Annotated in this window: 25 protein-coding genes and 1 riboswitch; of the genes, 12 read left to right on the forward strand and 13 right to left on the reverse strand. The window is 68.6% G+C overall.

Annotated elements, in window-relative coordinates:
* Positions 1-35: 35 nt before the first annotated feature.
* From GOALK_RS19850 to allB, 3 genes are all read right to left on the reverse strand, one after another.
* A complete protein-coding gene (locus GOALK_RS19850; RefSeq protein ID WP_006360623.1) occupies positions 36-959 on the reverse strand; it encodes an oxygenase MpaB family protein in 924 nt (307 codons plus the stop codon).
* Between the two features lie 199 nt (positions 960-1,158).
* Positions 1,159-3,507: a helicase-associated domain-containing protein gene (locus GOALK_RS19855; RefSeq protein WP_006360624.1), complete on the reverse strand. Its 2,349-nt coding sequence runs from the start codon at positions 3,505-3,507 to the stop codon at positions 1,159-1,161.
* 52 nt (positions 3,508-3,559) lie between these two features.
* A complete protein-coding gene (gene allB, locus GOALK_RS19860) occupies positions 3,560-4,954 on the reverse strand; it encodes an allantoinase AllB (RefSeq protein WP_006360625.1) in 1,395 nt (464 codons plus the stop codon).
* A 249-nt stretch (positions 4,955-5,203) separates the two neighbouring features.
* Between allB and GOALK_RS19865 the strand changes: the two genes are divergently transcribed.
* The 5 genes from GOALK_RS19865 (at position 5,204) to GOALK_RS19885 (ending at position 8,543) form a co-directional block, all read left to right on the forward strand.
* Complete coding sequence (locus GOALK_RS19865) at positions 5,204-6,757, forward strand: NCS1 family nucleobase:cation symporter-1 (protein ID WP_006360626.1); 1,554 nt, start codon at positions 5,204-5,206, stop codon at positions 6,755-6,757.
* A 20-nt stretch (positions 6,758-6,777) separates the two neighbouring features.
* On the forward strand, positions 6,778-7,500 hold the full coding sequence (locus tag GOALK_RS19870; RefSeq protein ID WP_006360627.1) for an aspartate/glutamate racemase family protein: 723 nt from the start codon (positions 6,778-6,780) through the stop codon (positions 7,498-7,500).
* An 81-nt stretch (positions 7,501-7,581) separates the two neighbouring features.
* Positions 7,582-7,827 (forward strand): type II toxin-antitoxin system Phd/YefM family antitoxin, encoded by a 246-nt coding sequence (locus tag GOALK_RS24370; protein WP_006360628.1) that lies wholly within the window; start codon positions 7,582-7,584, stop codon positions 7,825-7,827.
* 153 nt (positions 7,828-7,980) lie between these two features.
* Positions 7,981-8,256: a type II toxin-antitoxin system Phd/YefM family antitoxin gene (locus GOALK_RS19880; RefSeq protein WP_035753144.1), complete on the forward strand. Its 276-nt coding sequence runs from the start codon at positions 7,981-7,983 to the stop codon at positions 8,254-8,256.
* On the forward strand, positions 8,253-8,543 hold the full coding sequence (locus GOALK_RS19885) for a type II toxin-antitoxin system RelE family toxin (protein ID WP_006360630.1): 291 nt from the start codon (positions 8,253-8,255) through the stop codon (positions 8,541-8,543). Before GOALK_RS19880 ends, GOALK_RS19885 begins: the two co-directional genes overlap by 4 nt.
* A 168-nt stretch (positions 8,544-8,711) precedes the next feature.
* Here GOALK_RS19885 and GOALK_RS19890 read toward each other — a convergent pair whose 3' ends face one another.
* Together GOALK_RS19890 and GOALK_RS19895 are read right to left on the reverse strand one after the other, a co-directional pair.
* A complete protein-coding gene (locus GOALK_RS19890; RefSeq protein ID WP_040004377.1) occupies positions 8,712-9,524 on the reverse strand; it encodes a bifunctional allantoicase/(S)-ureidoglycine aminohydrolase in 813 nt (270 codons plus the stop codon).
* A 56-nt stretch (positions 9,525-9,580) separates the two neighbouring features.
* The gene (locus tag GOALK_RS19895) at positions 9,581-10,855 is read right to left on the reverse strand and encodes a DUF6986 family protein (protein ID WP_006360632.1); all 1,275 of its coding nucleotides are present in this window, start codon (positions 10,853-10,855) and stop codon (positions 9,581-9,583) included.
* Between the two features lie 150 nt (positions 10,856-11,005).
* On the opposite strand from GOALK_RS19895, the gene GOALK_RS19900 reads away from it, so the two are divergent.
* Positions 11,006-11,767: an IclR family transcriptional regulator gene (locus GOALK_RS19900; RefSeq protein WP_006360633.1), complete on the forward strand. Its 762-nt coding sequence runs from the start codon at positions 11,006-11,008 to the stop codon at positions 11,765-11,767.
* A gap of 24 nt (positions 11,768-11,791) precedes the next feature.
* On the opposite strand, the gene GOALK_RS19905 is transcribed toward GOALK_RS19900, so the two are convergent.
* Together GOALK_RS19905 and GOALK_RS19910 are read right to left on the reverse strand one after the other, a co-directional pair.
* Positions 11,792-14,161, reverse strand: a complete 2,370-nt coding sequence (locus tag GOALK_RS19905; RefSeq protein WP_006360634.1) for a protein kinase domain-containing protein — start codon at positions 14,159-14,161, stop codon at positions 11,792-11,794.
* Positions 14,162-14,302: 141 nt separating this feature from the next.
* On the reverse strand, positions 14,303-16,501 hold the full coding sequence (locus tag GOALK_RS19910) for an RCC1 domain-containing protein (protein ID WP_006360635.1): 2,199 nt from the start codon (positions 16,499-16,501) through the stop codon (positions 14,303-14,305).
* An 88-nt stretch (positions 16,502-16,589) separates the two neighbouring features.
* Between GOALK_RS19910 and GOALK_RS19915 the strand changes: the two genes are divergently transcribed.
* Genes GOALK_RS19915 through GOALK_RS19930 form a run of 4 tightly spaced genes read left to right on the forward strand, consistent with a single transcriptional unit; the run spans position 16,590 to position 18,327 of the window.
* Positions 16,590-16,820, forward strand: a complete 231-nt coding sequence (locus tag GOALK_RS19915; protein WP_006360636.1) for a hypothetical protein — start codon at positions 16,590-16,592, stop codon at positions 16,818-16,820.
* 5 nt (positions 16,821-16,825) lie between these two features.
* The gene (moaC, locus tag GOALK_RS19920; protein WP_006360637.1) at positions 16,826-17,362 is read left to right on the forward strand and encodes a cyclic pyranopterin monophosphate synthase MoaC; all 537 of its coding nucleotides are present in this window, start codon (positions 16,826-16,828) and stop codon (positions 17,360-17,362) included.
* Positions 17,355-17,858: a MogA/MoaB family molybdenum cofactor biosynthesis protein gene (locus tag GOALK_RS19925; protein WP_006360638.1), complete on the forward strand. Its 504-nt coding sequence runs from the start codon at positions 17,355-17,357 to the stop codon at positions 17,856-17,858. Before moaC ends, GOALK_RS19925 begins: the two co-directional genes overlap by 8 nt.
* Positions 17,859-17,895: 37 nt before the next feature.
* Complete coding sequence (locus tag GOALK_RS19930; protein ID WP_006360639.1) at positions 17,896-18,327, forward strand: molybdenum cofactor biosynthesis protein MoaE; 432 nt, start codon at positions 17,896-17,898, stop codon at positions 18,325-18,327.
* On the opposite strand, the gene GOALK_RS19935 is transcribed toward GOALK_RS19930, so the two are convergent.
* Entirely contained in the window at positions 18,324-19,151 is an 828-nt protein-coding gene (locus GOALK_RS19935; RefSeq protein ID WP_006360640.1) for an SDR family NAD(P)-dependent oxidoreductase, read from the reverse strand. The two genes, GOALK_RS19930 and GOALK_RS19935, sit on opposite strands and share 4 nt — an antisense overlap.
* A gap of 53 nt (positions 19,152-19,204) precedes the next feature.
* On the opposite strand from GOALK_RS19935, the gene GOALK_RS19940 reads away from it, so the two are divergent.
* Positions 19,205-20,056: a helix-turn-helix domain-containing protein gene (locus tag GOALK_RS19940; protein ID WP_006360641.1), complete on the forward strand. Its 852-nt coding sequence runs from the start codon at positions 19,205-19,207 to the stop codon at positions 20,054-20,056.
* Positions 20,057-20,167: 111 nt separating this feature from the next.
* Here the strand turns inward: GOALK_RS19940 and GOALK_RS19945 are convergent, their stop codons facing one another.
* The 5 genes from GOALK_RS19945 to GOALK_RS19965 all read right to left on the reverse strand — a co-directional run bounded on the left by GOALK_RS19945 (position 20,168) and on the right by GOALK_RS19965 (position 23,388).
* The gene (locus tag GOALK_RS19945) at positions 20,168-20,803 is read right to left on the reverse strand and encodes a transglycosylase family protein (RefSeq protein ID WP_006360642.1); all 636 of its coding nucleotides are present in this window, start codon (positions 20,801-20,803) and stop codon (positions 20,168-20,170) included.
* Positions 20,804-20,809: 6 nt separating this feature from the next.
* Positions 20,810-21,009, reverse strand: a riboswitch (cyclic di-AMP (ydaO/yuaA leader).
* Positions 21,010-21,263: 254 nt separating this feature from the next.
* Positions 21,264-21,512 carry a MoaD/ThiS family protein gene (locus GOALK_RS19950; protein ID WP_006360643.1) on the reverse strand — a complete coding sequence of 83 codons (249 nt, stop codon included), beginning with the start codon at positions 21,510-21,512 and terminating at the stop codon, positions 21,264-21,266.
* An 11-nt stretch (positions 21,513-21,523) separates the two neighbouring features.
* The gene (moaA, locus tag GOALK_RS19955) at positions 21,524-22,612 is read right to left on the reverse strand and encodes a GTP 3',8-cyclase MoaA (RefSeq protein WP_006360644.1); all 1,089 of its coding nucleotides are present in this window, start codon (positions 22,610-22,612) and stop codon (positions 21,524-21,526) included.
* Between the two features lie 13 nt (positions 22,613-22,625).
* On the reverse strand, positions 22,626-23,171 hold the full coding sequence (locus tag GOALK_RS19960; protein WP_040004380.1) for a flavin reductase family protein: 546 nt from the start codon (positions 23,169-23,171) through the stop codon (positions 22,626-22,628).
* A 7-nt stretch (positions 23,172-23,178) separates the two neighbouring features.
* Complete coding sequence (locus tag GOALK_RS19965) at positions 23,179-23,388, reverse strand: hypothetical protein (protein WP_006360646.1); 210 nt, start codon at positions 23,386-23,388, stop codon at positions 23,179-23,181.
* 241 nt (positions 23,389-23,629) lie between these two features.
* Between GOALK_RS19965 and GOALK_RS19970 the strand changes: the two genes are divergently transcribed.
* A complete protein-coding gene (locus GOALK_RS19970; RefSeq protein ID WP_006360647.1) occupies positions 23,630-24,043 on the forward strand; it encodes a cold-shock protein in 414 nt (137 codons plus the stop codon).
* Positions 24,044-24,073: the final 30 nt, after the last annotated feature.

The following is a 24,073-nucleotide window of genomic DNA, read 5'->3' on the forward strand; positions in this document are numbered from 1 at the left end:
GAGCGGTGATTGTCAGCGACGGGCCTCTTTGTGGGTCAGAACACGGGGATGCCGAGGCGGCGGCGCACCCGCAGGTCGACGATGTTCAGCCGGAAGATGCCGCGCAATACCGGCGCCACGACCGGGTCGACGACGCGCAGTGCGGAGAGAAGTGCCTGGTAGCGACGGGCGTCGTCCTCGGTCCACGTCCAGCCCATCATCGACCGGAACTCCGGTGGGAGCCCGGCGTTGATGGCATAGGTTAGGAAACCACCGAGGGTCTTGTGGGCGATGGTGCCGACGACGCCGGCGCGGAACTCGAGGAACGAGAGGTCGGCGAGGCTCTGCAGTTCCTGCCGCACCGGCTCGTCGATCCGGAGTTCGGCCAGCTGGCTGTTCCAGTAGACGAGGAGCTCGTCGTAGGTGGCCGGCCACTTGTCCCGGGGCACGTTGAGCGCGGTGCCGAGCGGATGCGCCTCGGTGAGGACCATGTGCCGTTCGGCGGCGGAGAGCGGTCCGTAGATCAGCTCGTACTGGTCGATGAAGTACTTGAGCAGGCACACCGCCACCCACAGCTGCAGGCGCGAGTCGTTGGCGCTGTAGCGAACCGGGCTGGTCCCGGTCGAATACACCTGGTCGTGCACACGGCCGACGCAGTTGTGGATGTACTCCTTGTCGGAGTCGCTGCCCACCAGCGCGACGGCCAGGTACGTACCGGTGGTGCGGGCCCGCTTGACCGGGCGCTTGATGGCGTTGCCCTGTGGAACGCGGCTCTCGTGCACGCCGTACCCGACCTTAGGGTTGGACAGCTGCATGATCACGTTCGCGACGGAGAGCGTCGGACCGATGACGGTGACGAGGTCGACCGGACGTTTCACGCGGCGGCGTCGTGACGGTGGCTTGATCCGATGTACGAGATCGTGCTGGTAGGTGTCCGGTACCCCGGCGGAGGCGTCGGTGAGGTGGCGTACAGCGGTCATGACGGGCCAGCTTTCCTCGGCGCTGAGTATCCGCGAGCCTACCAAGATTGTGAGACGGATGTCACAGGTCGTGTCATTGCGGTGGGGATCCCGACTGCCGAACCTCAACTCGACCGGCAGACGTCGATCGAAGTCTGCAGGTCGGGTTGAAGTCGACCGGTGGTTGGGTGGGCAGCGGGTGAGGACCGGCCCTCGGAGGCTACGCGTCGAGCAGTTCGACGCTGGTCAGGCGGTGGAGCGAGAATCGCTGCTCGGTGTCGCTGCCCTCTTCGACGGCGACGAGCTGACCGGCGCCGAGGACCTTCGGGGTCACGACGTGGCGGCTGGCCGATCCCTGGGCGTCGACATAGCCGACGCGAAGCCGGCGCTTGGCGCGCAGTGCGAGCTGGATGAGTGCGGTGGCCGACTCGCCGCTGCCGGTGGCGCGCACCGGCGTCGACGCCGAGGTGCTGCGAACCGGGGTGGCCGCGGCGGCGCGGTCGGTCGAACGGATGCGGCCGACCACCGACCGGAGTTGTTCCTCCGACGGCGCGCTGCGACGCGGCTGGGCCTGGCGGCGGGCCCGCGACACGGTGACGCGGCTGCCGCGTTCGCGGAGGTCGACGACGGCGCCTGTCGAATCCTCGCCTGCCGGAGCGAAACCCGCGGCACGCAACTGGTCGATGACCTCGCGCACCTCGGACGGTGAGATCGCCACGGTCGGGGCGAGTGCCCGCAGTGCGAGCGGCTCGGCGGCCGGGCTGCGCAGCACCGCGGCCAGGACCGTCGGGTCCTCGCAGCGGATGAACGCCGACGCGACGCCGACGCGGAGTTGCCCGTGTCTTCGGGCGACGTCCTCGATGAGATACGAGAGTGACTGCGGCACCGGAGTTCTCGAGTGCGTGGTGAACATCGACAACAGCTCGTTGCTGCTGCGTCCGGCGTCGAGGGCGCGTCGAACGCTCTCCGGGGTGATCCGGTACACCGATGCGGCGCCGCCGGATTCGAGGTCGGCGACGAGTTCGACCTGCTCCGCGAGTTCGGGCGTCATCGGACCCGGCACGGTGAGGGTCAGGTCGGCCTGGGTGAGGAAGTGGTCCACCGGTTCGGGCAGCACGGCGCGCATCGCCGCCAGCACCGCTGCGTCGGCGTCGGCGGGATCGGCATCGGCCGGCGGATCGACGGTGTATGCCCGGCCGACGGTGGTCAGCGCATCGTGTGCGACGAGCCCGATCTCGCGTGCCTCACGCAGGGTTTCGGCGACGAGGCGTTTGCTGAAGCGTCGGATCTGGCGGGGACGGTGCCAGTGCAGGTTCGCCAGCACGGCGTCGGGCGTCACCGCGACCGCGGGGTCGGCGTGGGCCAGCGTCGACAGGACGAGCTGCCGCTGGATCGGCGCGTACGCGTCGTGGAGATCGGCGGACAGAGTGGCCGTCGCGTTGCCGTCGCGGTCGGGGTCGCCGACCTGCCAGGCGCGTCGGGGCATGTGCAGCCAGGCGTCGGCGAGGGACAACCATTGACGCTCACGTGGCTGGTGCAGCCAGGTGTCCGCGGTGGAGGTCGGCGCGAAGGACTGTTCGCCGGAGTCGTTGGGCGGCGGCGGTTCCGGGAACCCGGCGTCGATGATCCGCAGGTAGCCGGCGAGCTCGATCAGGAATGCGACGCGCTGCGTCTCGATCCCGGAGAGCTTCGACAGGCGCCGGAGTTCGCGGACACCGAGCGCCCCCGACCGCAGAACCGTCGCGGGGGTGGCGCCGAGGATGTTGATCAGCGAGGTGAGGTGACGGATGAGTTCGAGTGCCTCGCCGCCCGCCGCGGCGTCGACCGCTTTCGCCGGGAAACGCGGCTTGAGGCCGGCCTCGTGCAGCGGTGGGGGAGTGAGATCGTCGGTGCGCCAAGCGGGTTCGTCGCGGATCACCGCGCCGACCATCGGCGGGAGTTCGACGGTCTGATTGTCGACGCGGGCCAGCAGACCCGACGAGATCAGTTGCGCGACGGGTGTGCTCGGGTCGGCGTCGGGATCGGCGTCGCGGCTGCGGCCCAGCGCCGGACCGCGGGCGAGGGTCTCCAGGAGTTCTTTCGGCCGCTCGTCGAGGTCGGCGACCATCGCGGCGATCTCCTCGCCGCTCCGGCCCGCGAGCGGTCCGGTGAGATGTGGTGACCGCCAGGGCATCGCGGAGTCGACGTGCTCGCCCGCGCAGAGTGAGGTCTTGTCGCCCCACAGGATCGCGCGGCGTCGAAGGAGGTCGATGCGGGCGCGGACGTCCTTGGCCGCGGCGCGCCCGGACAACGACTTGACGATCATGGTTTCCGACGGGCGCTTGGTCTTCGTGGCCTTGCGGCTGCCCAGGGCGATCGCCTGCTCGAGGACGGCGACCGCCAAGACGTCGAGATCCTCACCGGCCAGCGCCAACGACGCCGCGGACAGCGCACGCTGCGCCAGCACACGCGTGCCCTGCGGGGTGGGGGAGGCGAGGTCGGGGCGTTCGATCAGCAGCTCGGTGAGCTCGTCGTCGGAACGCGCGGCCAACTCCTCGGCCAGGCCGGCGTGCTGGTCATCCGAACTCATTCGATCGACTTTACCGGTCGGTGTGTGATCGCCACCTCCGGTGCGGCAGCCCTCAGACGTCGCCGCGGCGCAGCATCCGGCCGCGAGCCGTTTCGAAGTCCACCTTCTGCCCGCGAACCCAGGTCCCCTTGACCACGCCGGCCAGTGCGCGGCCGTCGTACGGGCTGATCGCGTTCTTGTGGTGCAGTCGGTTGACGTCGACGATCTGCGCGGACTCCGGCTCGAAGACGGCGAAGTCGGCGTCGCAGCCGAGGGCGATGCGGCCCTTGGTCGGCAGGCCGGCGAGATCAGCGGGCTTCGACGCCATCCACTCGATGACCTGCGGCAGACCGATGCCGCGCTTCTTGGCCTCCGACCAGATCAGCGACAGTCCGAGCTGCAATGAGGCCACCCCGCCCCAGGCGACGCCGAAGTCACCGTTCTCGGGGTCCTTGAGGTCGATGGTCGACGGCGAGTGGTCGGAGACGATGCAGTCGATCGTGCCGTCGAGCAGTCCCTCCCACAGCAACTCACGGTTGCCGGCCTCGCGGATGGGCGGGCAGCACTTGAAGGCGGTCGCGCCGTTGGGGACCTCCTCGGCCAGCAGGGTGAGGTAGTGCGGGCAGGTCTCGACCGTGATCTTCACGCCGTCGCGCTTGGCGCTGGCCAGCATCGGCAGGGCATCCGACGACGACAGGTGCAGCACGTGTGCGCGGACGCCGGTCCAGCGGGCACGTTCGATGACCTCGGCGATGGCCAGGTTCTCGGCGCCGCGCGGGCGTGAGGCGAGGAAGCGGGCGTACTCGTCGCCCTCGGGGGACGGCGCGTGGTCGATGGCGCGGGAGTCCTCGGCGTGCACGATCATCAGTGAGTCGAACTCGGCGAGCTCGGCCATGTCGGCTTCCATCTCGTCGGCCGTCAGGTGCGGGAACTCGTCGACGCCCGAATGCAGCAGGAAGCACTTGAAGCCGAACACGCCCGCGTCGTGCAGGCCGCGCAGGTCGTCGGAGTTGCCGGGGATGGCGCCACCCCAGAAGCCGACGTCGATGTGGGTCTTGCCCTGTGCGGCGGCGCGCTTCTCGGCCAGGGCGTCGACGTTGACGGTCGGCGGGATCGAGTTCAGCGGCATGTCGATGAGCGTGGTGACGCCACCGGCGGCGGCCGCGCGGGTGGCCGAGTCGAAGCCCTCCCATTCGGTGCGGCCGGGCTCGTTGACGTGGACATGGGTGTCCACCAATCCGGGAATCATCACCTGGTCGTCGGCCAGTTCGATGACCTCGGTGCCGACGAGCCCGCTGCCGAGCGGCTCGATGGCGACCACGCGGCCGTCGCGGATACCGATCTCGCGCGCCACGATGCCCGCGGTCGTCAGGGTCTGTTCACCGCGCACGACCAGGTCGAACGGCGCAGCGGTCGAGTCCGTGGCGGCGTCGGAGAGAGGGGCCGGGGCACCGGTTTCTGAGGTCATGGGGCGGGACTCCTTGCTGATCGCCGTGTCCTGGGTTCGTTCCAGAGACTAACCCAGCAGATTCCTCATCGTGGAATGTCGCGTCGCGATTTCGGAAACGTGACTCGCGAGTAGCGCTGAGCGATGCTATTGACAACGCCCCGCACGCGGGCGCTAACCTTCACCAACGCGGAACCCTGATTCCACATCACGGAAGTTCCACGAGTGTAGGAGCGCGGTCATCGATGACCGTCCGACGAAAGTGCAGAGATGAGCACTGAACCGCCCACGATCCAGCGTGACGAGGCGACGCCGATGACGTCCACGATCGGCGTGTCCGCCGGCGAGGAGAGCCACGGCGTGACCGGAACCGTCCCGGCCGGATTGAGTCCCAAGCTGTACAACGACGACCTGGCGCCCACGAGCCGCGAAGGTCGTCGCTGGAAGAGCTACAACATCTTCACGCTGTGGGCCAACGACGTACACAGTCTGGGCAATTACGCCTTCGCCATCGGACTCTTCGCGCTCGGGTTGGGCGGCTGGCAGATCCTGACCGCGCTGGTGCTCGGCGGTGTCTTCCTCTTCCTGCTGCTCAACCTGTCCGGCTTCATGGGCGAGATGACGGGCGTCCCGTTCCCGGTCATGAGCCGCATCTCGTTCGGCATCCGCGGTGCGCAGATCCCCGCCCTCATCCGCGGCGGCGTGGCGATCGCCTGGTTCGGCATCCAGACCTACCTCGCGTCGGTCGTCCTCCGGATCATGCTGGTCGCGCTGTTCCCCGGCGCGGAGGACCTGGACGCCAACCGCTTCCTCGGCCTCTCGACCCTCGGCTGGATCTCCTTCGTCTCGCTGTGGGTCATCCAGGTGATCATCGTCAGCTACGGCATGGAGATGATCCGCCGCTACGAGGCCTTCGCCGGCCCGGTCATCCTGTTCACGATGGTGGCGCTGGCCATCTGGATGCTCAGCAACGCGGACTGGACCATCGCGTGGACCACTCCCGACTCGCTGACCGGCGTGGACATGTGGCTGCAGATCATCGGCGGCGCGAGCCTGTGGGTCGCCATCTACGGCACCTTCGTCCTGAACTTCTGCGACTTCACCCGCAACGCGGAATCGCGAAAAGCCATCGTGCGCGGCAACTTCTGGGGCATCCCGCTCAACATGCTGCTCTTCGGCGGCATCGTGGTCGTGCTGGCCGGCGCGCAGTTCCGGATCGACGGCCGGGTCATCGAGTCGCCGTCGGACATCGTCCAGACCGTGCCCAACACCTTCCTGCTGGTGCTGGCCTGCCTGGCGCTGCTGATCCTCACGGTCGCGGTGAACCTGATGGCCAACTTCGTCGCGCCGATCTACGCACTGTCCAACCTGTTCCCGCGCTACCTGGACTTCCGCCGCGCGGCGCTCGTGACCGCCATCATCGGACTGGTCATCCTGCCGTGGAATCTCTACAACTCGCCTGCGGTGATCAACTACTTCCTCGGCGGGCTGGGTGCGCTGCTCGGACCGCTGTTCGGCATCGTCATGGCCGACTACTGGCTCGTCCGCCGTTCGCGGATCGACGTGCCCGCGTTGTTCTCCGAAGCGCCCGACGCCGCCTACCATTACCGGAACGGCGTGAACCTGCGGGCCATCGTCGCGCTGGTCCCGACGGCAGCCTTCGCCCTGGTGATGGCTTTCGTTCCGGCCTTCGAAGTGGTCTCGGAGTTCTCCTGGTTCATCGGTGCCGGTCTCGGCGCGGTCGTCTACCTGCTGGTCGCCGACCGTCGCGGACCGTTCGCCGAGGTGTCGGGCGAGCCGATCTCCGTCGCCAGCACCCACTGATCGCCAGGAGGTAGATCCCGATGCGCATCCTCGTCGCCAACGTCAACACGACCGAGTCGATGACCGAGGCGATCGCCGCCTCGGCTCGTTCGGTCGCTTCACCGGGTACTGAGATCGTCGGCATCACACCGCGATTCGGCGCCGACTCGTGCGAAGGCAACTTCGAGTCCTATCTCGCGGCGATCGCGGTGATGGACGCGATCCTCGCCTACCCCGAACCGTACGACGCCGTCATCCAGGCCGGGTACGGCGAACACGGCCGGGAAGGGTTGCAGGAACTCCTCGAGGTCCCGGTCGTCGACATCACCGAGGCCGCGGCGTCGACGGCGATGTATCTGGGACACCGGTTCTCGGTCGTGACGACGCTGGACCGCACGGTCCCGCTGATCGAGGACAGGCTCAAGCTCGCCGGCCTCGATGCGCGATGTGCGTCGGTCCGGGCGTCGGGACTCGGTGTGCTGGAACTCGAGTCGGATCCCGTGCGGGCGGTCGAGGCGATCGTCGAACAGTCGCGGCTGGCGGTCGCCGACGACAAGGCCGAGGTGATCTGCCTCGGCTGCGGCGGCATGGCCGAGCTCGAGGAGCAGGTCCGCGCCGCGACCGGCGTCCCGATCGTCGACGGTGTGCGTTCGGCCGTCACGATCGCCGAAGGGCTTGTCCGGATGGGACTCTCGACGTCGAAGGTCAGGACCTACGCGACGCCGCGGGAGAAGAAGGTCACGGGGTGGCCGTTCAAGATCTGACGGACATCTGAACACGACAGCGCCCCGGTGACCTGACACCGGGGCGCTGTCGTTGTCTCTCGAGACAAGCCATCTGTAGCCATGACGACACAGCCACTCGGCGAAGCCAAGGACAAGTTCACAGCGCTCATCGACAGCGCCGAGACCACCCACGACATCATCACGATCAGCAAGCACGGCAAACCGGCCGCGGTGCTGATGTCGGCCGACGACCTCGAATCGCTGCGCGAGACGATCCAACGCTCTCGACACCCTCTACGGGAGCTCGATAACGGTGTCGGTCCAAACCGCCGATCCTGGCGACCACGAAGTGGGGTTCGTCGGTGAGATCCCTCATGCGCATGAGTTCGGACCGATGCGCCGCGAACTGTTGTTGTCACAGGTGGGCGCGGCGGCCGCCGCTCGCCGCCAGCCACACGCCGCACAGCCCGGCTAGAAGTCTGGCTATTGAAAGGCCATTATTGCGGCTACGCTGTAGCCATGACTACAGTGCCACTCGGCGAGGCCAAGGACAAGCTCTCCGCGCTCATCGACAGCGCCGAGACCACGCACGACATCATCACGATCACCAAGCACGGCAAACCCGCCGCGGTGCTGATGTCGGCCGACGACCTCGAATCGTTGCACGAGACGATCTACTGGCTCTCACGTGCCGGTCTCCGCGACGACGTCGCCACCGCCGACGCCGAGTACGCCGCCGGCCACACCGTCTCCATCGACGACCTGCGCGCCGAACACGGCCTGCCGCCGAAATGAACGACGCTCCGACAGACTCGCCTGCCCCCTACCGGGTCGAGGTCGCATCCCCAGCTCGCCGCGACCTTCAACGCCTTCCATCCCGGATCGTCCACGCCGTCATCGAGTTCATCTCCGGACCCCTCGCCGAGAACCCGCACCGGCTCAGCAAACCGCTGCGCGACGACCTCGGAGGCCTCCACAGCGCCCGCCGCGGTGACTACCGGGTCCTGCTGCGCATCGACGACCCCAACCACACCATCGTCGTCGTCAGAATCGACCACCGTGCCCACGCATATCGCACCTGACTGACTGTGGCGCTGCATACCTGGACGAAGGGGAGAACGTCGTGAACGACCCCGGGAACACGCTCGCCAGGCCCTCGACACCGAGCGCGACTACCGTCACCTCGCCCACCGCGACGATCTGGCCGTCGACCCACACCGGGGCGCCTCATTGTTCTTCAATCGCCTGACTCAGAGGACGATCTGCCGATTCACGTCCTTGTAGAGCAGGTACCGGAAGTTCGACGGCCCGCCGGCGTAGCAGGCCTGCGGGCAGAAGGCGCGCAGCGACATGTAGTCGCCGGCCCGGACCTCGACCCAGTCCTCGTTGAGCCGGTAGACGGCCTTGCCCTCGAGGACGTACAGGCCGTGCTCCATCACGTGGGTCTCGGCGAAGGGAATCGAGCCGCCGGGCTTGAAGGTGACGACGTTGACGTGCATGTCGTACGCGAGATCCTGCGGGTCGAGCATCCGGGTGGTGCTCCACGCGTCGGTGTCGGGCATCGGGGAGGGTTCGATGTCGCGCTCGTTGCCGAACTTCGGGGCCGGGGCGTGGCCCGCGATCGGCTGATAGCGCTTGCGGATCCAGTGGAAGGTCGTGGTGGCGTCGCTGCGGTTGTGCGCCGACCACGCGGTGCCCGCGGGCAGGAAGGCGAACCCGCCCTCTGTCAGTGTGTGTTCCACGCCGTCGACGGAGACGGTCAGCGTGCCCGCGGTGACGAAGAGGAATCCCTCGACCTCCGGCTGCGGCTCCGGTGCCTCCGATCCGCCGCCCGGCGCGACCTCGACGATCGACTGCGAGAAGGTCTGCGCGCCACCGGGTACCGGGCTGTTGAGCACCCACGCGCGGGTGCCGGTCCACTCGGGGAAGACCGAGGTGACGATGTCGCGGAGCACGCCGCGCGGGATCACGGTGTAGGCCTCGGTGACCACTGCGCGGTCGGAGAGCAGATCGGTCTGCGGCGGGAGTCCGCCCGCGGGGGTGTAGTACGGCGACGCGGTCATCGGGGTGTCCTTCTCGATGGATGGGTCAATGGTCATGTCGGGCTGTTGGTCTCGGCTCAGTTACTCGGTGCTGGCGGCCGGTGGAGTGCGAGTTCACGCACCTTCGCGATGGGCAGATCGGTTGCGGTCTCCACCTCGTCGACGGTCAGCGCGCCGCACACCTCACCGCGGCGGATGAAGCCGGCGAGGGCGCGGGCGGTCGCGGGTTCGTCGAGCACCGACGACGAGATCTGGTGGGCGTAGTTGCGCAGACGCTCTGCGGCGGAATCGAATCCGTCACGGTAGAAGGCGTACGTGGCCAGGAAGCGGGTGACCAGCTGGGCGGGGTGGAGATCCCAGCCCTGATAGAAACCGCGTTCGAGGTGGCGGCGGACCAGTCGCGAGTGCAATGCCCAACCGGCTTCGACGGCCTCGCGGTCGCCGACCGGGAGGATGTTGGTCGATCCGTCCGACAGGCGCACACCGGTGCCGGCTGCGGCCAGCTGCATCACGGCCTTCGCGTGATCGGCGGCCGGATGTTCCATCGACTGGTAGGCGGCGGCGATGCCGAGGGACGCGGAGTAGTCGTAGGTTCCGTAGTGCAGCGCGGTCACTCGACCCTCGCCGGCGTGGATCATCTTCGCGACCGGCGCCGAACCGTCGATGCCCATCACCGATTGCGGGGTCTCCACCTGGATCTCGAACCCGATCCGTCCGTCCGGCAGTCCATGGACGCGCTCGAGCTCGCGGGCGACGGTGACCATCGCGGCCACCTGATCGGTCGAGGTCACCTTCGGCAGTGTCAGCGTCAGGCCGGCCGGGAGGTCGCCGGTGTCGGCGAGTCCGGAGATGAACAGGTCGAGGGTGCGCAGGCCACGAGCTCGCACATCGGCCTCGAAGCACTTGAAGCGGATACCGAGGAACGGCGGCGAGCTGTCGCCGGAGTCGCGGATCGCGGCGACGGCAGCCGCCACGGCTGCGTCCTCCTCGTCGTCGGCGCGGACGCCGTAACCGTCCTCGAAGTCGACGCGCAGATCCTCGATGGGCTCGGTGCGCAGCTTCGCCTCGACGAGGGTCGCGAGTTCGGTTGCGGTCGAATCGGTCCGGGCGACGGTCGCGCGGGCGATCGCGTCGAGGCCGCCGTGGTCGGCGGCGGCATCCAGCGCCGTGCGACCCCACGACCGGGCGAGGTCCGCGGAATAACGGTCGGCAGGGACGTAGACGGTGTGGACCGGCTGCCGGCTCCCGTCGTCGCCGGGATACCTCGCGGACAGGAGGGCGTCCGCCGGGGCGAGGGCTGCCTCGACCTCGGCCAGGAAGGCCGCACCGAGGCGGCCGGGCTGCACGCTCATGAGGAGTCCTCCGTCGGTCTGATGGAAAAATAATTCCGCAGAGTGGAGTTTACCTGAATGAGTCCACGTCGCCAGTCGCAGGTGGACATGGACTCCGATTGTGGTTTCACATCATGGAACGTAATCTTGCGCCGAACTGTGGAGGTGGCAATGGCGGGGAACTCGGGTGGTGTCCAGTCGGTCGAGCGGGCTTTCGAGCTGCTCGAACTCATCGGACGCGCCGGTGGTGAGTGCTCCCTGAGCCATCTGTCGTCGGAGTCGCCGCTGCCGCCACCGACCATCCACCGATTGCTGCGCACTCTCGTGGGCATCGGATACGTCCGGCAACTGCCGAACCGGTCGTATGCGCTGGGCCCGCGCCTCATCCGACTCGGCGAGGTGGCCAACCGGCAACTCGGCGCGGTGGCCGCGCCCGTACTCGGCTCGCTCGTCGCCGAACTCAGTGAAACCGCGAGTCTCGCCGTGCTCGACGGCGACATGGTCATCTACGTGGCGCAGGTCCCGTCGCCACACAGCATGCGCACCAACAACGAGGTCGGGCGTCGGGTGACGATGCACAACACCGCGGTCGGCAAGGCGGTCCTCGCCGAACTCGACGACGCGCGAATCCTCAAGCACGTCACCCAGGCCGGCCTCACGCCCGCCACCGAGTGGAGCGTCACCTCGCTGTCCGGCGTCTTCGCGGCCGTCGAACAGGTGCGCGCAGAGGGTGTCGCCACCGACGAACAGGAGTACGAGGTCGGGGTCTGCGGTATGGCCGTCGCGGTGCCCGGTGCGCCGACGCCCATGGCGGTCGGCATCTCGGGGCCGGTCGCCCGGTTCGACGAGGGCCTGCGTACGCGGGCGGTCGGCGCCCTGCGAGCAGCGGCCGAGACCATCTCCGAAGCCCTCGTCGGCGCGAAGGAGTCGTAGCCGACGCAGAATCGCGCGGTGGTGTCAGATGGTGAGCTTCGTCGGCGTCGTGCGATTGGCCGAGTCGCCGCTCGAGCCGTCACCGATCTGGCCGTCGTTGTTGAAGCCCCAGCACCAGACCGACCCGGAAGCCATCGCGCACGACGTGCCGTTGCCGGTCGAGATCGAGGTGACGTCGGTCAGGCTGCTGACCTCGCGGGGGATCTTCACCGAGCCGCCGCTGGAGCCGAGCTGGCTGCGGTCGTTGTCGCCCCAGCACCAGGCCTTTCCGTCGGCGACCGCACAGGTGGTCCCCCAGTCGGTGGAGATGGCCGAGGCCTTGGAGATGTCGTTCACCTTGGTGGGTGTCTTGCGCGGTTCGGCGGTGCCGTTGCCGATCTGGCCGTAGGCGTTGGCGCCCCAGCAGTACGCGTCTCCGCCGGCGATCGCGCAGGCCGTCTGGAAGTACGTGCTGGTGTTGGTGCTCGGGTCGTTGTCGTCGTCGGGGGCCGACTCGTGGTAACCGCCGAGGGAGATGTCGGTGACCTCGCCCAGCCCGCCGACCTTCACCGGCGCCGACCGTTCGGTGGTGCTGCCGTCGCCGATCTGGCCGCTGTCGTTGTTGCCCCAGCAGAACGCCGAACCGTCGGACACCGCGCAGGTGGTGCCGTAGGCGGTGGTGATCTCGGTGACGACTCCGAGGCCCGGGACCTTGGCGGGGACCGAGACGGCATCGGTGCCGCCGGTGCCCAGCTGTCCGTATTCGTTGTTGCCCCAGCAGTAGGCGTCGGTACCGGCGACCGCACAGCTGGTGCCCCAGCCGGTGGTGATCGCCTTCACGTCGGAGAGGGTGCCGACCTTGGTCGCGGTCTCGACGGTGTTGCCGTCGGAGCCGTTGCCGACCTCGCCGTAGTGGTTGTTGCCCCAGCACCACGCCTCGCCGGCGGCGACCGCGCACGCCGTGCCGACGTACTTGTTCTCACCGGTGAGGTAGCCGCCGACGGAGACCGACGTCGCGTCGGTGACGCCGCCGACCGTGGCCGGGCGACTGTGCGGAGTGGTCGTCCCGTCGCCGAGCTGGCCGGTCGTGTTGTCGCCCCAGCAGTTCACGGCCTCGTTGACGATCGCGCAGCTGGTGCCGAAGTTGGTGCTGACCAACGGCTGTGCGACGGTGGCCTTTTCGGGATCGTCGGCGGTGCTGCTCAGGAGGACCAGCCCGGCGATCGCACCGATGACGACGATCAGCACGGCGCCCAGGACGCCGGCGATGATCAGGCCGGTGCGCTTCTTCTTCGGCGGTGTACCCGGTGCGCCCGGATGGCCGGCCGGCGCGTGTGGCATCGCGCCGTGCGGCTGTGAGCTGTAAAGCGGCTGCGGCCCGGAGATGTTCGCGGTCGCGCCGGGCCCCGAGGGGTGGTTCATCAGCGGCTGTGGGCCGGACGGTCCGGTCATCGTCGGCTGCGGCGGCGGGGTGTACTGCCCGTAGGGCCGGCCGTACGGCGGTTGCGGTGCCGACGGTGCGCCGGTGCTGCCGCCGACGAGCGTGGGTGGGGGAACCGGTGCGGCCGCGATCGTGTTGCCCTGTGCCGACGGCGATTCGATCGCCGACTTCAGGGCGGCGGCGAAGCTGCGGCAGTCGGGGTAGCGGGCCGCCGGGTCCTTGGCGAGTGCGCGCTGGAAGACCGGGTCGAGGTGCGCGAGGTCGCCGCGCAACTGGCCGATGTGGGGGACCGGCCGCTGGATGTGGCCGAGCATCACCGACGGTTCGGACTGCCCGACGAACGGCGGTTGTCCGGCGAGCAGTGCATAGGCTGTGCACGCCAGCGAGTACTGGTCGGAACGTGCTGTGGCGTCGGCACCTTCGAGGGTTTCCGGTGCGGAGAACGCGACGGTCCCGATGAACGAGTGGGTACCGGTCAGGTTGGCCGAGCCGGCGAGTTTCGCGATGCCGAAGTCGAGCACCAGGGCACGGTCGATCGTGCCGGAGGCGGGGTCGCGGGTGACGAGGATGTTGGCGGGCTTGATGTCCCGGTGCACCACCTGATGACGGTGCGCGTAGTCGAGGGCGTCGGCGACCTGGGTGACGACCGTCGAGACCTCGGCCGGCTTCAGGCGCTCCTCGGTGAGGTCCTTGCCCTCCACGTAGCTCATCGAGAACCACGGCGAACCGTCCTCGATGCCGTACTGGTGGATCGTGATGATGCTGCGGTGGTCGAGTTTCGCGGTGGTCTTCGCCTCGTTGGTGAAGCGCTGGTTGAACCCGAGCTGGGCGCTGACGGCGGTCGAGATGACCTTCAACGCCTCTCGCCGTTCGAGTTGCAGGTTCTCGACGAGATACACCTCGCCCATGCCACCGGCACCCAGCTGGGAGATCACGCGGTAGCCGGCGATGTGGGTGCCCGGACTCAGTGGCACGGCGACACCTCTTTCTTACGGTGAGAATCACTTACGGGGAGAACTCGGACTCCTGGCGGACGTACGCTGGGACGATACCCAAGCGGCGTTGGTGCGGGGCACCCTTCAACCGGATGACTGCCGATCCGATGACGGCCATGTCTAGTACCCGATCTGCGTGGGTGTGAGCTTGTCGTCGGTGGTGCCGATGCCGAGCTGACCGGTCGCGTTGAAGCCCCAGCACCAGACGTTCGACGACGCGAGTGCGCACGTCGTCCGTTCGCCCGTCGAGATCGCGGTGACATCGGACAACCCGTTGAGCCGCGTGGGATTCGGGCGGTCCTCCAGGGTGCCGTCTCCGACCGACCCCCAGGCGTTGGCGCCCCAGCACCAGCCGACGCCGCCGGCGATCGCGCAGGTGGTGTGCCCGGTTCCGGTGCTGATCGCGGTCACGTCGTCGACGCCGGACACGAGCGTCGCGGAGGTGCGGGAGTCCTTGGTGCCGTCACCGAGTTGCCCGAAAGCGTTGTTGCCCCAGCAATACGCGCTGCCGCCGGCGACGGCGCAGGCAGCCTGATCGCCCGCCGACACCGAGGTCGCGGCGTCGAGGTCGGCCACGCGGGTGGGCTTGGACTGGTTGTAGGTGGTGCCGTCACCGACCTGCCCGTTGTCGTTGAGTCCCCAGCAGTACGCGTCGCCGCCGGCGACCGCACACGCGAAGTTGACGCCGACGCTGATCGAGGTCACGTCCGCCAGCCCGGCGACGCGCACCGGACGGTACTGGTTGGCCGTCGATCCATCGCCCAGCTGATCGAAATCGTTTGTGCCCCAACAGTAGGCGGTTCCGGCCGCGATGGCGCACGTGGCCCAGTTCGCGGTGGAGATCGCGGTGACGTCGGCGAGGTCGGCCACCCGGGCCGGCTTCCAGCGGCTGGTCGTCGTGCCGTCGCCGATCTGTCCGTAGTCGTTGTTGCCCCAGCAGTAGGCGACGCTCTCGGCGATGGCGCAGGTGTTGGGGCCGCCGGTGGTGATCGAGGTGACGCCGGTGAGGTCGGCGACGCGGGTGGGTGTCCAGCGGTTTGTCGTGGTGCCGTCGCCGAGTTGTCCGGCCTGGTTGTCACCCCAGCACCAGGCGGTGCCGTCCCGGATCGAACAGGAGGCACCGAGACCGGCACTGAGTCGCATCTCCTCGGTCGCGGCTGCCTGCGGGCTCGAACCACCGTCGCCGCCTTTGTCGTCGCCGCGGGTGAGCAGGACGACGGCCGCGACCACCGCCAGCAGCGCGACCACGCCGATCGCGCCGGCGAGCAACGGCAGGCGGCGTCGGCGGCCCGGCGTCGCGGCCCGGGTGGGTGCGGAGTGGGCGGGCAGCGGGGGAGTGAAGCCCGGTGCGGAGAGGTGATGGGTATCCGGCGGCGGGCCCTGCGCGTACAGAGGCGGCGGCGGACCGGGATACGGCCGCCGCTGCTGGGTCTCCGGTGGCAGGGTCTCCGTACCGGAGGGCGGTGGGACGATCTGCGTCGCCGCGGTGCCGACGCCGGCCGCGGTGAGTGCCCGCCGCAGTTCCACGGCGAAGTCGGTGCACGTGGGGTAGCGGTCCAGCGGCCCGCGGGCCAGGGCGCGGTCGAAGACGGGATCGAGTGCGGTGAGGTCGGGCCGGTACCGGCTGATCCGCTCCGGCGGTGACGTCAGCTTCGCGACGATGTGCCGGGTCTGGGTGTCGGCCTCGAACGGCGTCGTGCCGGACAACAGCTCGTAGGCGGTGCAGGCGAGCGCGTACTGATCTGACGCCGGACCGGCCGGTTTGCCGTCGAGGATCTCCGGCGCGGCGTAGACCAGCGTGCCCACGAACGACGACGGTGCGGTGAGCGTGGTGGCGGTGGCCAGTTTCGCGATCCCGAAGTCGAGGACCACGACCCGGTCGAGAGCGTCGTCCATCGCCCGCCGGGTGACGAGGATGTTGCCCGGCTTGATGTCGCGGTGCACGACGCCGTGGGCGTGCGCGTAGTCGAGGGCGTCGGCGACGCGGTCGACGATCGTCAGGATCTCGTCCGGCCGGAACGAGCTGCTCCGCAGGTCGCGTCCGTCGAGGTAGGCCATGGTGAACCACGGGTCGTCGTCGGTGACGCCGTAGTGATAAATCGTGACGATGTTCGGGTGGTCGAGGGATGCCGCGGTCTGTGCCTCCCGGCTGAACCGGCGGACGAACTCCTCGTCGACGGTCTCGGCGACCGAGATGACCTTCAGTGCCTCGCGGCGTCGGAGTTGCGGGTTCTCCACCAGGTAGACCGTGCCCATGCCGCCCGTGCCCAGGCGGCTGATCACGCGGTAGCCGGCGACCTCTTCCGGGTGGTGGGCCATCAGCGCCTCCTGGTGGCGTGACCTGTGATGCGACGACGATAGCCCCGGTCCGGCCGCCATGCCCGGACACCGCACTTCTTACATTCGAATGGCGTGGCACAATGCTCCCGTGGCAAACAACAGTGGTGACAAAGCCGACAAGAAGCACTACGTCGACAACGGCTGGCCGAAGGACGAGGACGGCAACCATCCCGACCACGCGGTCTCCGAGCTCGCGACGCACATCTCGGGTGCGCTGTCCCCGTTCGGTGACACCCAGTTCCCGCTCCCGGTCGACGACCTGCCGTTCGTGCAGTCGAAGACGGTCGTCAACCGCTGACGCCGATGCCGACCACCGGAACCAACAGCGGCGGGTCGGTATCTCCGAGGGAAGGTGCCGGCCGCCTGTCGCACATCGACAGCAGCGGCACGGCGCGCATGGTCGACGTCGGGCACAAGGCGCCGACGAAGCGTCGCGCGATCGCCGGCGGCACCTTTCACACCACGACCGAGGTGATCGGTCTCCTCAGTGAGTCGAAGCTGCCCAAAGGCGATGTGCTGGCGACCGCCCGCATCGCCGGGATCATGGCGGCCAAGCGCACCGATGAGTTGATCCCGCTGTGCCATCAGCTGGCGTTGTCGTCGGTGGAGGTCGACTTCACCATCGGCACCGACTCCATCGACGTGACCGCGACCGTAGCCACCTCCGGCCAGACGGGCGTCGAGATGGAGGCACTGACCGCGGTCGCCGTCGCCGGGCTGACGCTGCACGACATGGTCAAGGCCGTGGACAAGCGTGCGCACATGGACGGCATCCGTCTGCTCGAGAAGACCGGCGGCAAATCCGGCGATTGGCTGCGGGACGACCCGGCCGATGGCTGAGAACCCCTCGTCCGACCCCGCGCGGCAACGCGTCGCGCAGATCGTCGTGGCCTCGACGCGGGCGAGCACCGGGGTCTATCCCGACCGCACCGGCCCGATCATCGAGGACTGGCTCGCCGAGCAGGGTTTCCGCGTCGCCGAACGCGATGTGGTGGCCGACGGCCCACCGGTGGGCGCCGCGATCCGCGCCGCTGTGTACGCCGGCGTCGACCTGGTGCTCACCACCGGCGGAACGGGTCTGTCACCCACCGACCGCACGCCCGAGGAGACGCGGCCGCTGCTCGACGTCGAGATCCCCGGCCTGGCCGACGCCATCCGCTCCGCCGGACTGCCCGACGTGCCGACCGCCGTGCTCTCGCGTGGCCTCGCCGGGGTCGCCGGGACCACACTGGTGGTCAACCTGCCCGGCTCGACCGGCGGCGTGCGGGACGGCCTGAGCGTCCTCTCCGGCGTCGTGCACCACGCCCTCGATCAGATCCGCGGCGGGGATCACTGATCGTCCCCCGATCACCGCGACAAGACAGGATCGACGAATGACCGTAGTCGTACACACCGCGGTGTCGGATAAGCCCATCGGGCTCGCCGACCACGAGGCGATGGTCGCCGACGCCTCGGACGGCAAGGCCGGCGCGATCGTCGGTTTCGTCGGGGCGGTCCGCGATCACGACGGCGGCCGGACCGTCGCCGAATTGGACTACTCCGCCCATCCGACGGCGCCGAAGGTGCTCGCCGAGGTCGTCGAAGAGGTGTCGGCGGTCGACGGAGTCCGCGCGGTCGCCGTCTCGCATCGCGTCGGAGAGCTCGAGATCGGTGATGTCGCCTTCGTGGTCGCCGTCGCCGCCGACCATCGTCGCGCGGCCTTCGAGACGTGCGCGCGGCTCGTCGACGAGGTGAAGGCGCGCCTGCCGGTCTGGAAGCACCAGTACTACGACGACGGCACCGAGGAGTGGATCAACTCGGCTTAGGCCCCGGCGCCACCGTCGACGGGCACGATCGCGCCGGTGACGAACGAGGCGCGGTCGCTGAGCAGGAATGCGGCCACCTCGGCGATCTCCCGCGGAGCGGCCATCCGGCCGAGCGGGGTGGTGTCGCTGATCCATCGGGTGACGCCCGGGCTGGCCGCCTCCCACTCGTCGATCATCTCGGTGGCGGTGCCCCCGGGCGTGAGCCCGTTGACGCGGATGCCGTCGCGGGCCCAGCTCACGGCCGCGGTCTCGGTGATGCTGTTCAGCGCGCGCTTCATCGCGCCGTAGGCGGGCAGGTCGGGGTTGGCGCGTCGTGACCCGATGCTCGAGGTGTTCACGATCGCGCCGCCGCGACTGCGCCGCATCAGCGCCGCTTCGGCGTTCATCGCGATCCAGTGCGCGCGGAAGTTCACCGCGAACTGCCGGTCGATGTCGGTTGCCGTGGTGTCCTGCAGCTGACCGGGTACCTCCTGGACGACGGCACCGTTGTTGAACGCGCCGTCGAGGCGGCCGTGCAGCTCCTCGACACGGTCGATCGCGGCGTGGACACTCGCGTCGTCGGCCAGGTCGAGGGCCACCGCGTCGGCGGTGCCGCCGGTCGACCGGATGTCGTCGACGATCTGCTCGAGGGCATCGAGGCCGCGCGCACCGAGGACGACCGAGGCGCCCTCGTGGGCGAACAGATGAGCTGCGGCGGCGCCGATTCCGCGGCTGGCGCCACTGATGAAGACGACCTTGCCGCGGAGCAGGCCGATGGACGGGGTGGACCGGATGTCGGGGTTGTGTGTCATGCCGTTCAGCGTGGCCGCGACAGACGAGCTCATTCAGGCACAGGCTGTACTACTCTCCGCCGGCCGACCGGACGCACACTCGAGGTATGGACAAACACGGGCTCGCCTCCTTCCTGCGGAGTCGACGCGAGCGTTTGCAGCCGGAGGACGTCGGTCTGCCGGCCGGTACCCGGCGTCGGACTCCCGGGCTGAGGCGGGAAGAGGTCGCAGTGCTCGCACACATCTCGACCGAGTACTACGTACGCCTCGAGCAGGGTCGCGCACCCCGCCCGTCGGCGGAGGTGCTCGTCGGCATCGCCGGTGCGCTGCTGCTCACCGATGAGGAGTCCGATCACCTGCACATGCTCGCCGGGACAGCCCCACTCCGCACCGCCCTTCATCGGCGGGACGTGCGTCCGAGCATCGTCGCCCTGTTGGGCCGCATGCCGCAGACCGCGGGGTTCGTGATGTCGGCGATCTTCGAGGTTCTCGCGTGGAACGATCTGGCGGCTGCGCTTCTGGAGGACTTCGGCGAACTCGGCCCGGCCGAACGCAATCTCGCGCGTCGGGCGTTCCTCACCGACGACGCCGCGCCGCTGTACGGGATCTCCGACGGCGCGGAGTTCCGTCACCACGTCGTCGCCAGGTTGCGGCTCGCGGCGACCCGCTATCCCTCCGACCCGACGGTCGCCGGTCTCATCGAGGATCTCCGGGAAGGCAGCGCACAGTTCGCCCGGCTGTGGGATCAGCACGACGTCGCAGCTGCACCGACGCTCCGGAAGAGTCTGCAGCATCCCGTCGTCGGAAAGATCACGGTCGACTGCGATTCGCTGGAGCTCGCCGAGCGGGATCAGCATCTGGTTCTCTACAGTGCGCCGGCGGGTTCGGCGGACGCCGAGGCGCTCGCCCTGCTGCAGGTTCTCGGTTCCGACGCTGCGGGGTTGTCGGAAACCAGCTGAGAATTGGAAAAGGGCCCCGCACGGATCAGTCATCGTGCGGGGCCCTTCGTCTGGGTCCCTCTGTGCGCTGCGGATTGTGTCCGAGCTGCTACAGGTAAGGGTTGCTACTCGTCAGGGGTTGGGCAGCAGGTGCTTGTTGTCGTTGAACATCTTGATCTGATCGGGGCTCAGCGAGACACCGCTGTTCTTGGCCGCGTTCCAGAGGTTCTCGACCTCGGGGCTCACACCGGCATCGGTGAGAACCGAGGTGACCTGCTTGGCGACGTCGTCGGTGGTCCTGGCCTCAGGGGCCTTGACGAGGCTGAAGCTGCCGTTGCCGTCCTGGAGCTTCTTGACGATCGGGGCCGGGACATCGCTCGGCGCGGTGCGCGGGGTGTGGCCCGACAGGCCGACGCCACAGGTGGGCCATGCGCCCTTGCCCTGCGAGGCGAGCACGCGCTCGGCGACGACGATCTGCTCCTCGCGGGTGGCCTGCTCGGCGGTCGGGGCGAACTCGCCGCCGCCGTGGCCGCTCCAGGTGCTCGGCGAGAACTGCAGGCCGCCGTGGTAGCCGTTGCCGGTGTTGATGGCCCAGTTACCGCCGGACTCGCACTGGGCGACCTGGTTCCACTCGGCGTCGGTCGCGGCATTCGCGGTACCGGTGCCCAGGAGTGCGGCTCCGCCACCGAGGACGGCGCCGGTGAGGGCGACCTTGGTGATGGTCTTGGTGGTCGAGTTGGTCGTCTGCTTGCGGTGACGTCCGGACATAGATCGAATTCCTCTCTCCACGCGCCTACGAAGTCAGCTGTCGGGTTCGAGCGAGAGGCTGCTCGGCCCCAGTGCGTCACCATGATTTGTTAACCATGGTTCTGCGCCTGGGACTTAACCCCGAGGACACCGTGTTTGGTGCCCGGTCTCAGGGGATGAGGGTGGGTCCCCCGTCCTCGCTCCTAGATTTCGTGCGGTCGTACCCTCCGGCGGAGCGAGGCTCGGCGCGGCCGGCGGGACGTATGTTCTGTTTCCTTACCGTGACCTTCGGGAAGGTCGCTTCGTACAGTACGTCGTTCGATCGGCCGATTCACCTGCTTGTACGCAACTGATTTTTTCGCCAGAACCGGGTCTCCCGACCAACATTCGGCGTCATCGCAGTTCATCGGGCCGGATGCGCTCCCGTGGCCATCTCGTTATCGGGCCGTTATGTGATAAAGGTCACAAGGCGACTGTGGTGTCAGCCACCGGCGAACGGGGGGAGGACGTCGAGTGTCGAGCAGATGCCGAGCTGTTGTGAACGGTCGGTGAAGGTCGTTTCGTCGCGGAGATAAGAGCAGCGCTTCAGGACCTTCGCCAGTTCGGGGTTGCCGGCCGACAGCGTCGACTCCAGGTCGCCGAGGGTGGTCGCGGTGTCGATGTCGACGACGCGCGCCTCGGTGCCGGCGGCGGCGCGAGCCGCGGCGAAGAAGCGGACGGTGAGGTTCATCGGGGCAGAGCCTATCCGCCGATGGCGGACATGGGCCGGGTCGGCTGCACGAAGCCGGCCGCGTTCACCTCGTGTCCGGGAGCCTTCTGCCACATGTCGGTGCGCCACAGCGCCGCGATGGCGGCGTCGATCTCGTCGTCGGGCAGCGTGCGCAGCACGGCGCGCAGATCGGTCTCCGACGACGCGAACAGGCAGTTGCGCAGCGATCCGTCGGCGGTGAGCCGGGTGCGGTCGCAGTCGCCGCAGAACGGGCGGGTGACCGAGGCGATCACCCCGACCCTGGCCGGGCCCCGCGAAGTCCGATGGCCGTCGACGATCCAGGTGGCCGCCGGGGCGCTGCCGCGCGGTGCCGGATCGGGCAGCAGATCGAACCGTGTGCGAAGCGTCGCGAGGATCTCGTCGCCGGTCACCATCCGGGTCCGTTGCCAGGCGTGGTCGGCGTCGAGCGGCATCTGCTCGATGATCCGCAGCTCGTAGCCGTGTTCCAGGCAGTAGGCGAGTAGATCGGGGACGGCGTCGAGGTCGGCGCGGTCGGGGATCACGGCGTTGACCTTGACGGGGTCGAGGCCCGCGCGTGCGGCGGCGGCGAGACCGGCCAGCACGTCGTCGAGCCGGTCGCGCCGGGTGATCTCGGCGAATCGTTCGCGGTCGACGGTGTCGAGGGAGATGTTGATGCGGTCGAGGCCGGCGGCGACGAGACCGTCGATCCGCCGCGTGAGACCCAGGCCGTTGGTGGTCATCGCGATCTCGGGTCGCCGGGGCAGGGCGGCGACGGCGCCGATGACCTGCTCGAGGTCGCGGCGCAGCAGGGGCTCCCCGCCGGTGAAGCGGATGCGTTCTATCCCCAGATCCCGGACCGCGACCGTCAGCACACGGATCAGTTCGTCGGCGCTCAGCACCGCGTCGTTGGGCATCCAGTCGAGTCCCTCGGCCGGCATGCAGTAGGTACAGCGCAGATTGCATCGGTCGGTCACCGAGACCCGCAGGTCCTTCGCGACCCGCCCGAACGTGTCGCGCAGGGGTCCCTGCGTGGGCACGTCCGATGGTGCCGCGGCCGTCATCGACCGTGGCGTGGGGATCCCGAGGCCGACCGTGCTCATGCTGTCCTGCAGATCACGTGGCGTTCGGGTCTTTACGGGCCTCGAGAGCACGGAAGGTGCTGGCGTGGAACACAAGCGGCTCGACGTCGGGGTCGGCGCGCAGGGTGCTGATCTCCAGCAGCACGACGGTGTGGTCGCCGGCCTGGATCTCGTTGTGGATGGTGCACGACAGATGGGCGGCGGCGTCCGGGACGAAGACGGCCCCGGCGTCGGTACGCAGCGGTGTGATGCCGTCGAAACGGCGCTCCGACGGACCGGCGAGCTGTTTGCAGACGTCGGTCTGGTCGCCGGCGAAGACGCTGACCCCGATGGCCGGCGCGGTACGGATCTGCGGCCACGTCGTCGACGTGTTCTGAACGCACACCGACACCAGCGGAGGGTCGAGGGAGACGGTGGTGAAAGAACTCGCCGCCATTCCGATCAGCGTGGTCGAATCTCCCTCACCCTGTAGGCAACACACCGCGACGACGCCGCTGGGGAAGCAGCTGAACGCTGCCCGGAGAGCCTTGGCGTCGGAGACGGGGGCGAGGTCTGGGGTGGTGTCGATGGTCGCTGTCACGGGGTCCTCACCTGGCTCGGCGTCCGGCACGGAGTGCATACACCAGGCCGAGGAGAAAACCCAGGGGTGCGCACATGGTCAGCAGGTAGACGAAGGTCGGTGCCGTGTCGCCGTCGGTGACCAGCGGGGTCACGAACAAGGCCACGAGGGCGATGAGTCCGATCGCGAAGATCACCATGGCCACCTGCAGCAGCCGCGGGGACGTCGTCTTCTGCATGCCGTCTACGGTAGTGCACTCTCCGGGAGGGCGACGTCGCGCAAGGGTGTGACGGGTTGGGCTGAGGTAATGGTGTGACCGCGGGGTGGGGTGTTGGCTACCATGGGGCGCAGCAGGCGCCTTGCATCCGTCTGGGCCCATACGGACTTTCCGCCGTGGGTCGTGTGATGGGTGACGGCGTCTTTTGTTGTGACAGGCAGATCCGCAAGAGATCTACGACGTACAGATGAGGGTGAGCACAGTGCCGACCGGCAAGGTGAAGTGGTACGACGCGGACAAGGGCTTCGGCTTCCTCGCTCAGGAGAGCGGTGAGGACGTCTACGTCCGTTCGTCCGCCCTGCCCGAAGGGGTGGAGGCCCTCAAGCCGGGGCAGCGGGTGGAGTTCGGCATGGCCGCCGGTCGCCGCGGGCCGCAGGCACTGAGCGTCAAGGTTCTCGAACCCGCGCCGAGCGTGTCCAAGAACGTGCGCGAGGCCGCCCGCAAGGACACCAAGCGGCACACCCCCGATGAACTGCACGGCATGGTCGCCGATCTGATCACCCTGCTCGAGGGCAAGGTGCAGCCGGACCTGCGCAAGGGGCGCTACCCCGACCGCAAGACCGCGCAGCGGATCTCCGAGGTCGTGCGCGCGGTCGCCCGCGAACTCGAGAGCTGAACCCCGGTCGTCGAGCGCTGACCTCGACGC

The organism is Gordonia alkanivorans NBRC 16433, from assembly GCF_000225505.1.
GTDB lineage: Bacteria > Actinomycetota > Actinomycetes > Mycobacteriales > Mycobacteriaceae > Gordonia > Gordonia alkanivorans.

Bases quoted from the DNA above. Each gene is read 5' to 3' on its own strand.
- GOALK_RS19915 (WP_006360636.1), top strand. From the start codon at position 16,590: ATGGCGTGGCACAATGCTCCCGTGGCAAACAACAGTGGTGACAAAGCC.
- GOALK_RS19850 (WP_006360623.1), bottom strand. From the start codon at position 959: ATGACCGCTGTACGCCACCTCACCGACGCCTCCGCCGGGGTACCGGAC.
- GOALK_RS19965 (WP_006360646.1), bottom strand. From the start codon at position 23,388: ATGCAGAAGACGACGTCCCCGCGGCTGCTGCAGGTGGCCATGGTGATC.
- GOALK_RS19945 (WP_006360642.1), bottom strand. From the start codon at position 20,803: ATGTCCGGACGTCACCGCAAGCAGACGACCAACTCGACCACCAAGACC.
- GOALK_RS19890 (WP_040004377.1), bottom strand. From the start codon at position 9,524: ATGACCGCGTCGCCGTACTACACCCCCGCGGGCGGACTCCCGCCGCAG.
- moaC (WP_006360637.1), top strand. From the start codon at position 16,826: ATGCCGACCACCGGAACCAACAGCGGCGGGTCGGTATCTCCGAGGGAA.
- GOALK_RS19925 (WP_006360638.1), top strand. From the start codon at position 17,355: ATGGCTGAGAACCCCTCGTCCGACCCCGCGCGGCAACGCGTCGCGCAG.
- GOALK_RS19900 (WP_006360633.1), top strand. From the start codon at position 11,006: ATGGCGGGGAACTCGGGTGGTGTCCAGTCGGTCGAGCGGGCTTTCGAG.
- GOALK_RS19885 (WP_006360630.1), top strand. From the start codon at position 8,253: ATGAACGACGCTCCGACAGACTCGCCTGCCCCCTACCGGGTCGAGGTC.
- GOALK_RS19930 (WP_006360639.1), top strand. From the start codon at position 17,896: ATGACCGTAGTCGTACACACCGCGGTGTCGGATAAGCCCATCGGGCTC.
- GOALK_RS19935 (WP_006360640.1), bottom strand. From the start codon at position 19,151: ATGAGCTCGTCTGTCGCGGCCACGCTGAACGGCATGACACACAACCCC.
- GOALK_RS19940 (WP_006360641.1), top strand. From the start codon at position 19,205: ATGGACAAACACGGGCTCGCCTCCTTCCTGCGGAGTCGACGCGAGCGT.
- GOALK_RS24370 (WP_006360628.1), top strand. From the start codon at position 7,582: ATGACGACACAGCCACTCGGCGAAGCCAAGGACAAGTTCACAGCGCTC.
- moaA (WP_006360644.1), bottom strand. From the start codon at position 22,612: ATGAGCACGGTCGGCCTCGGGATCCCCACGCCACGGTCGATGACGGCC.
- GOALK_RS19870 (WP_006360627.1), top strand. From the start codon at position 6,778: ATGCGCATCCTCGTCGCCAACGTCAACACGACCGAGTCGATGACCGAG.
- GOALK_RS19880 (WP_035753144.1), top strand. From the start codon at position 7,981: ATGACTACAGTGCCACTCGGCGAGGCCAAGGACAAGCTCTCCGCGCTC.
- allB (WP_006360625.1), bottom strand. From the start codon at position 4,954: ATGACCTCAGAAACCGGTGCCCCGGCCCCTCTCTCCGACGCCGCCACG.
- GOALK_RS19910 (WP_006360635.1), bottom strand. From the start codon at position 16,501: ATGGCCCACCACCCGGAAGAGGTCGCCGGCTACCGCGTGATCAGCCGC.
- GOALK_RS19865 (WP_006360626.1), top strand. From the start codon at position 5,204: ATGAGCACTGAACCGCCCACGATCCAGCGTGACGAGGCGACGCCGATG.
- GOALK_RS19855 (WP_006360624.1), bottom strand. From the start codon at position 3,507: ATGAGTTCGGATGACCAGCACGCCGGCCTGGCCGAGGAGTTGGCCGCG.
- GOALK_RS19895 (WP_006360632.1), bottom strand. From the start codon at position 10,855: ATGAGCGTGCAGCCCGGCCGCCTCGGTGCGGCCTTCCTGGCCGAGGTC.
- GOALK_RS19950 (WP_006360643.1), bottom strand. From the start codon at position 21,512: ATGAACCTCACCGTCCGCTTCTTCGCCGCGGCTCGCGCCGCCGCCGGC.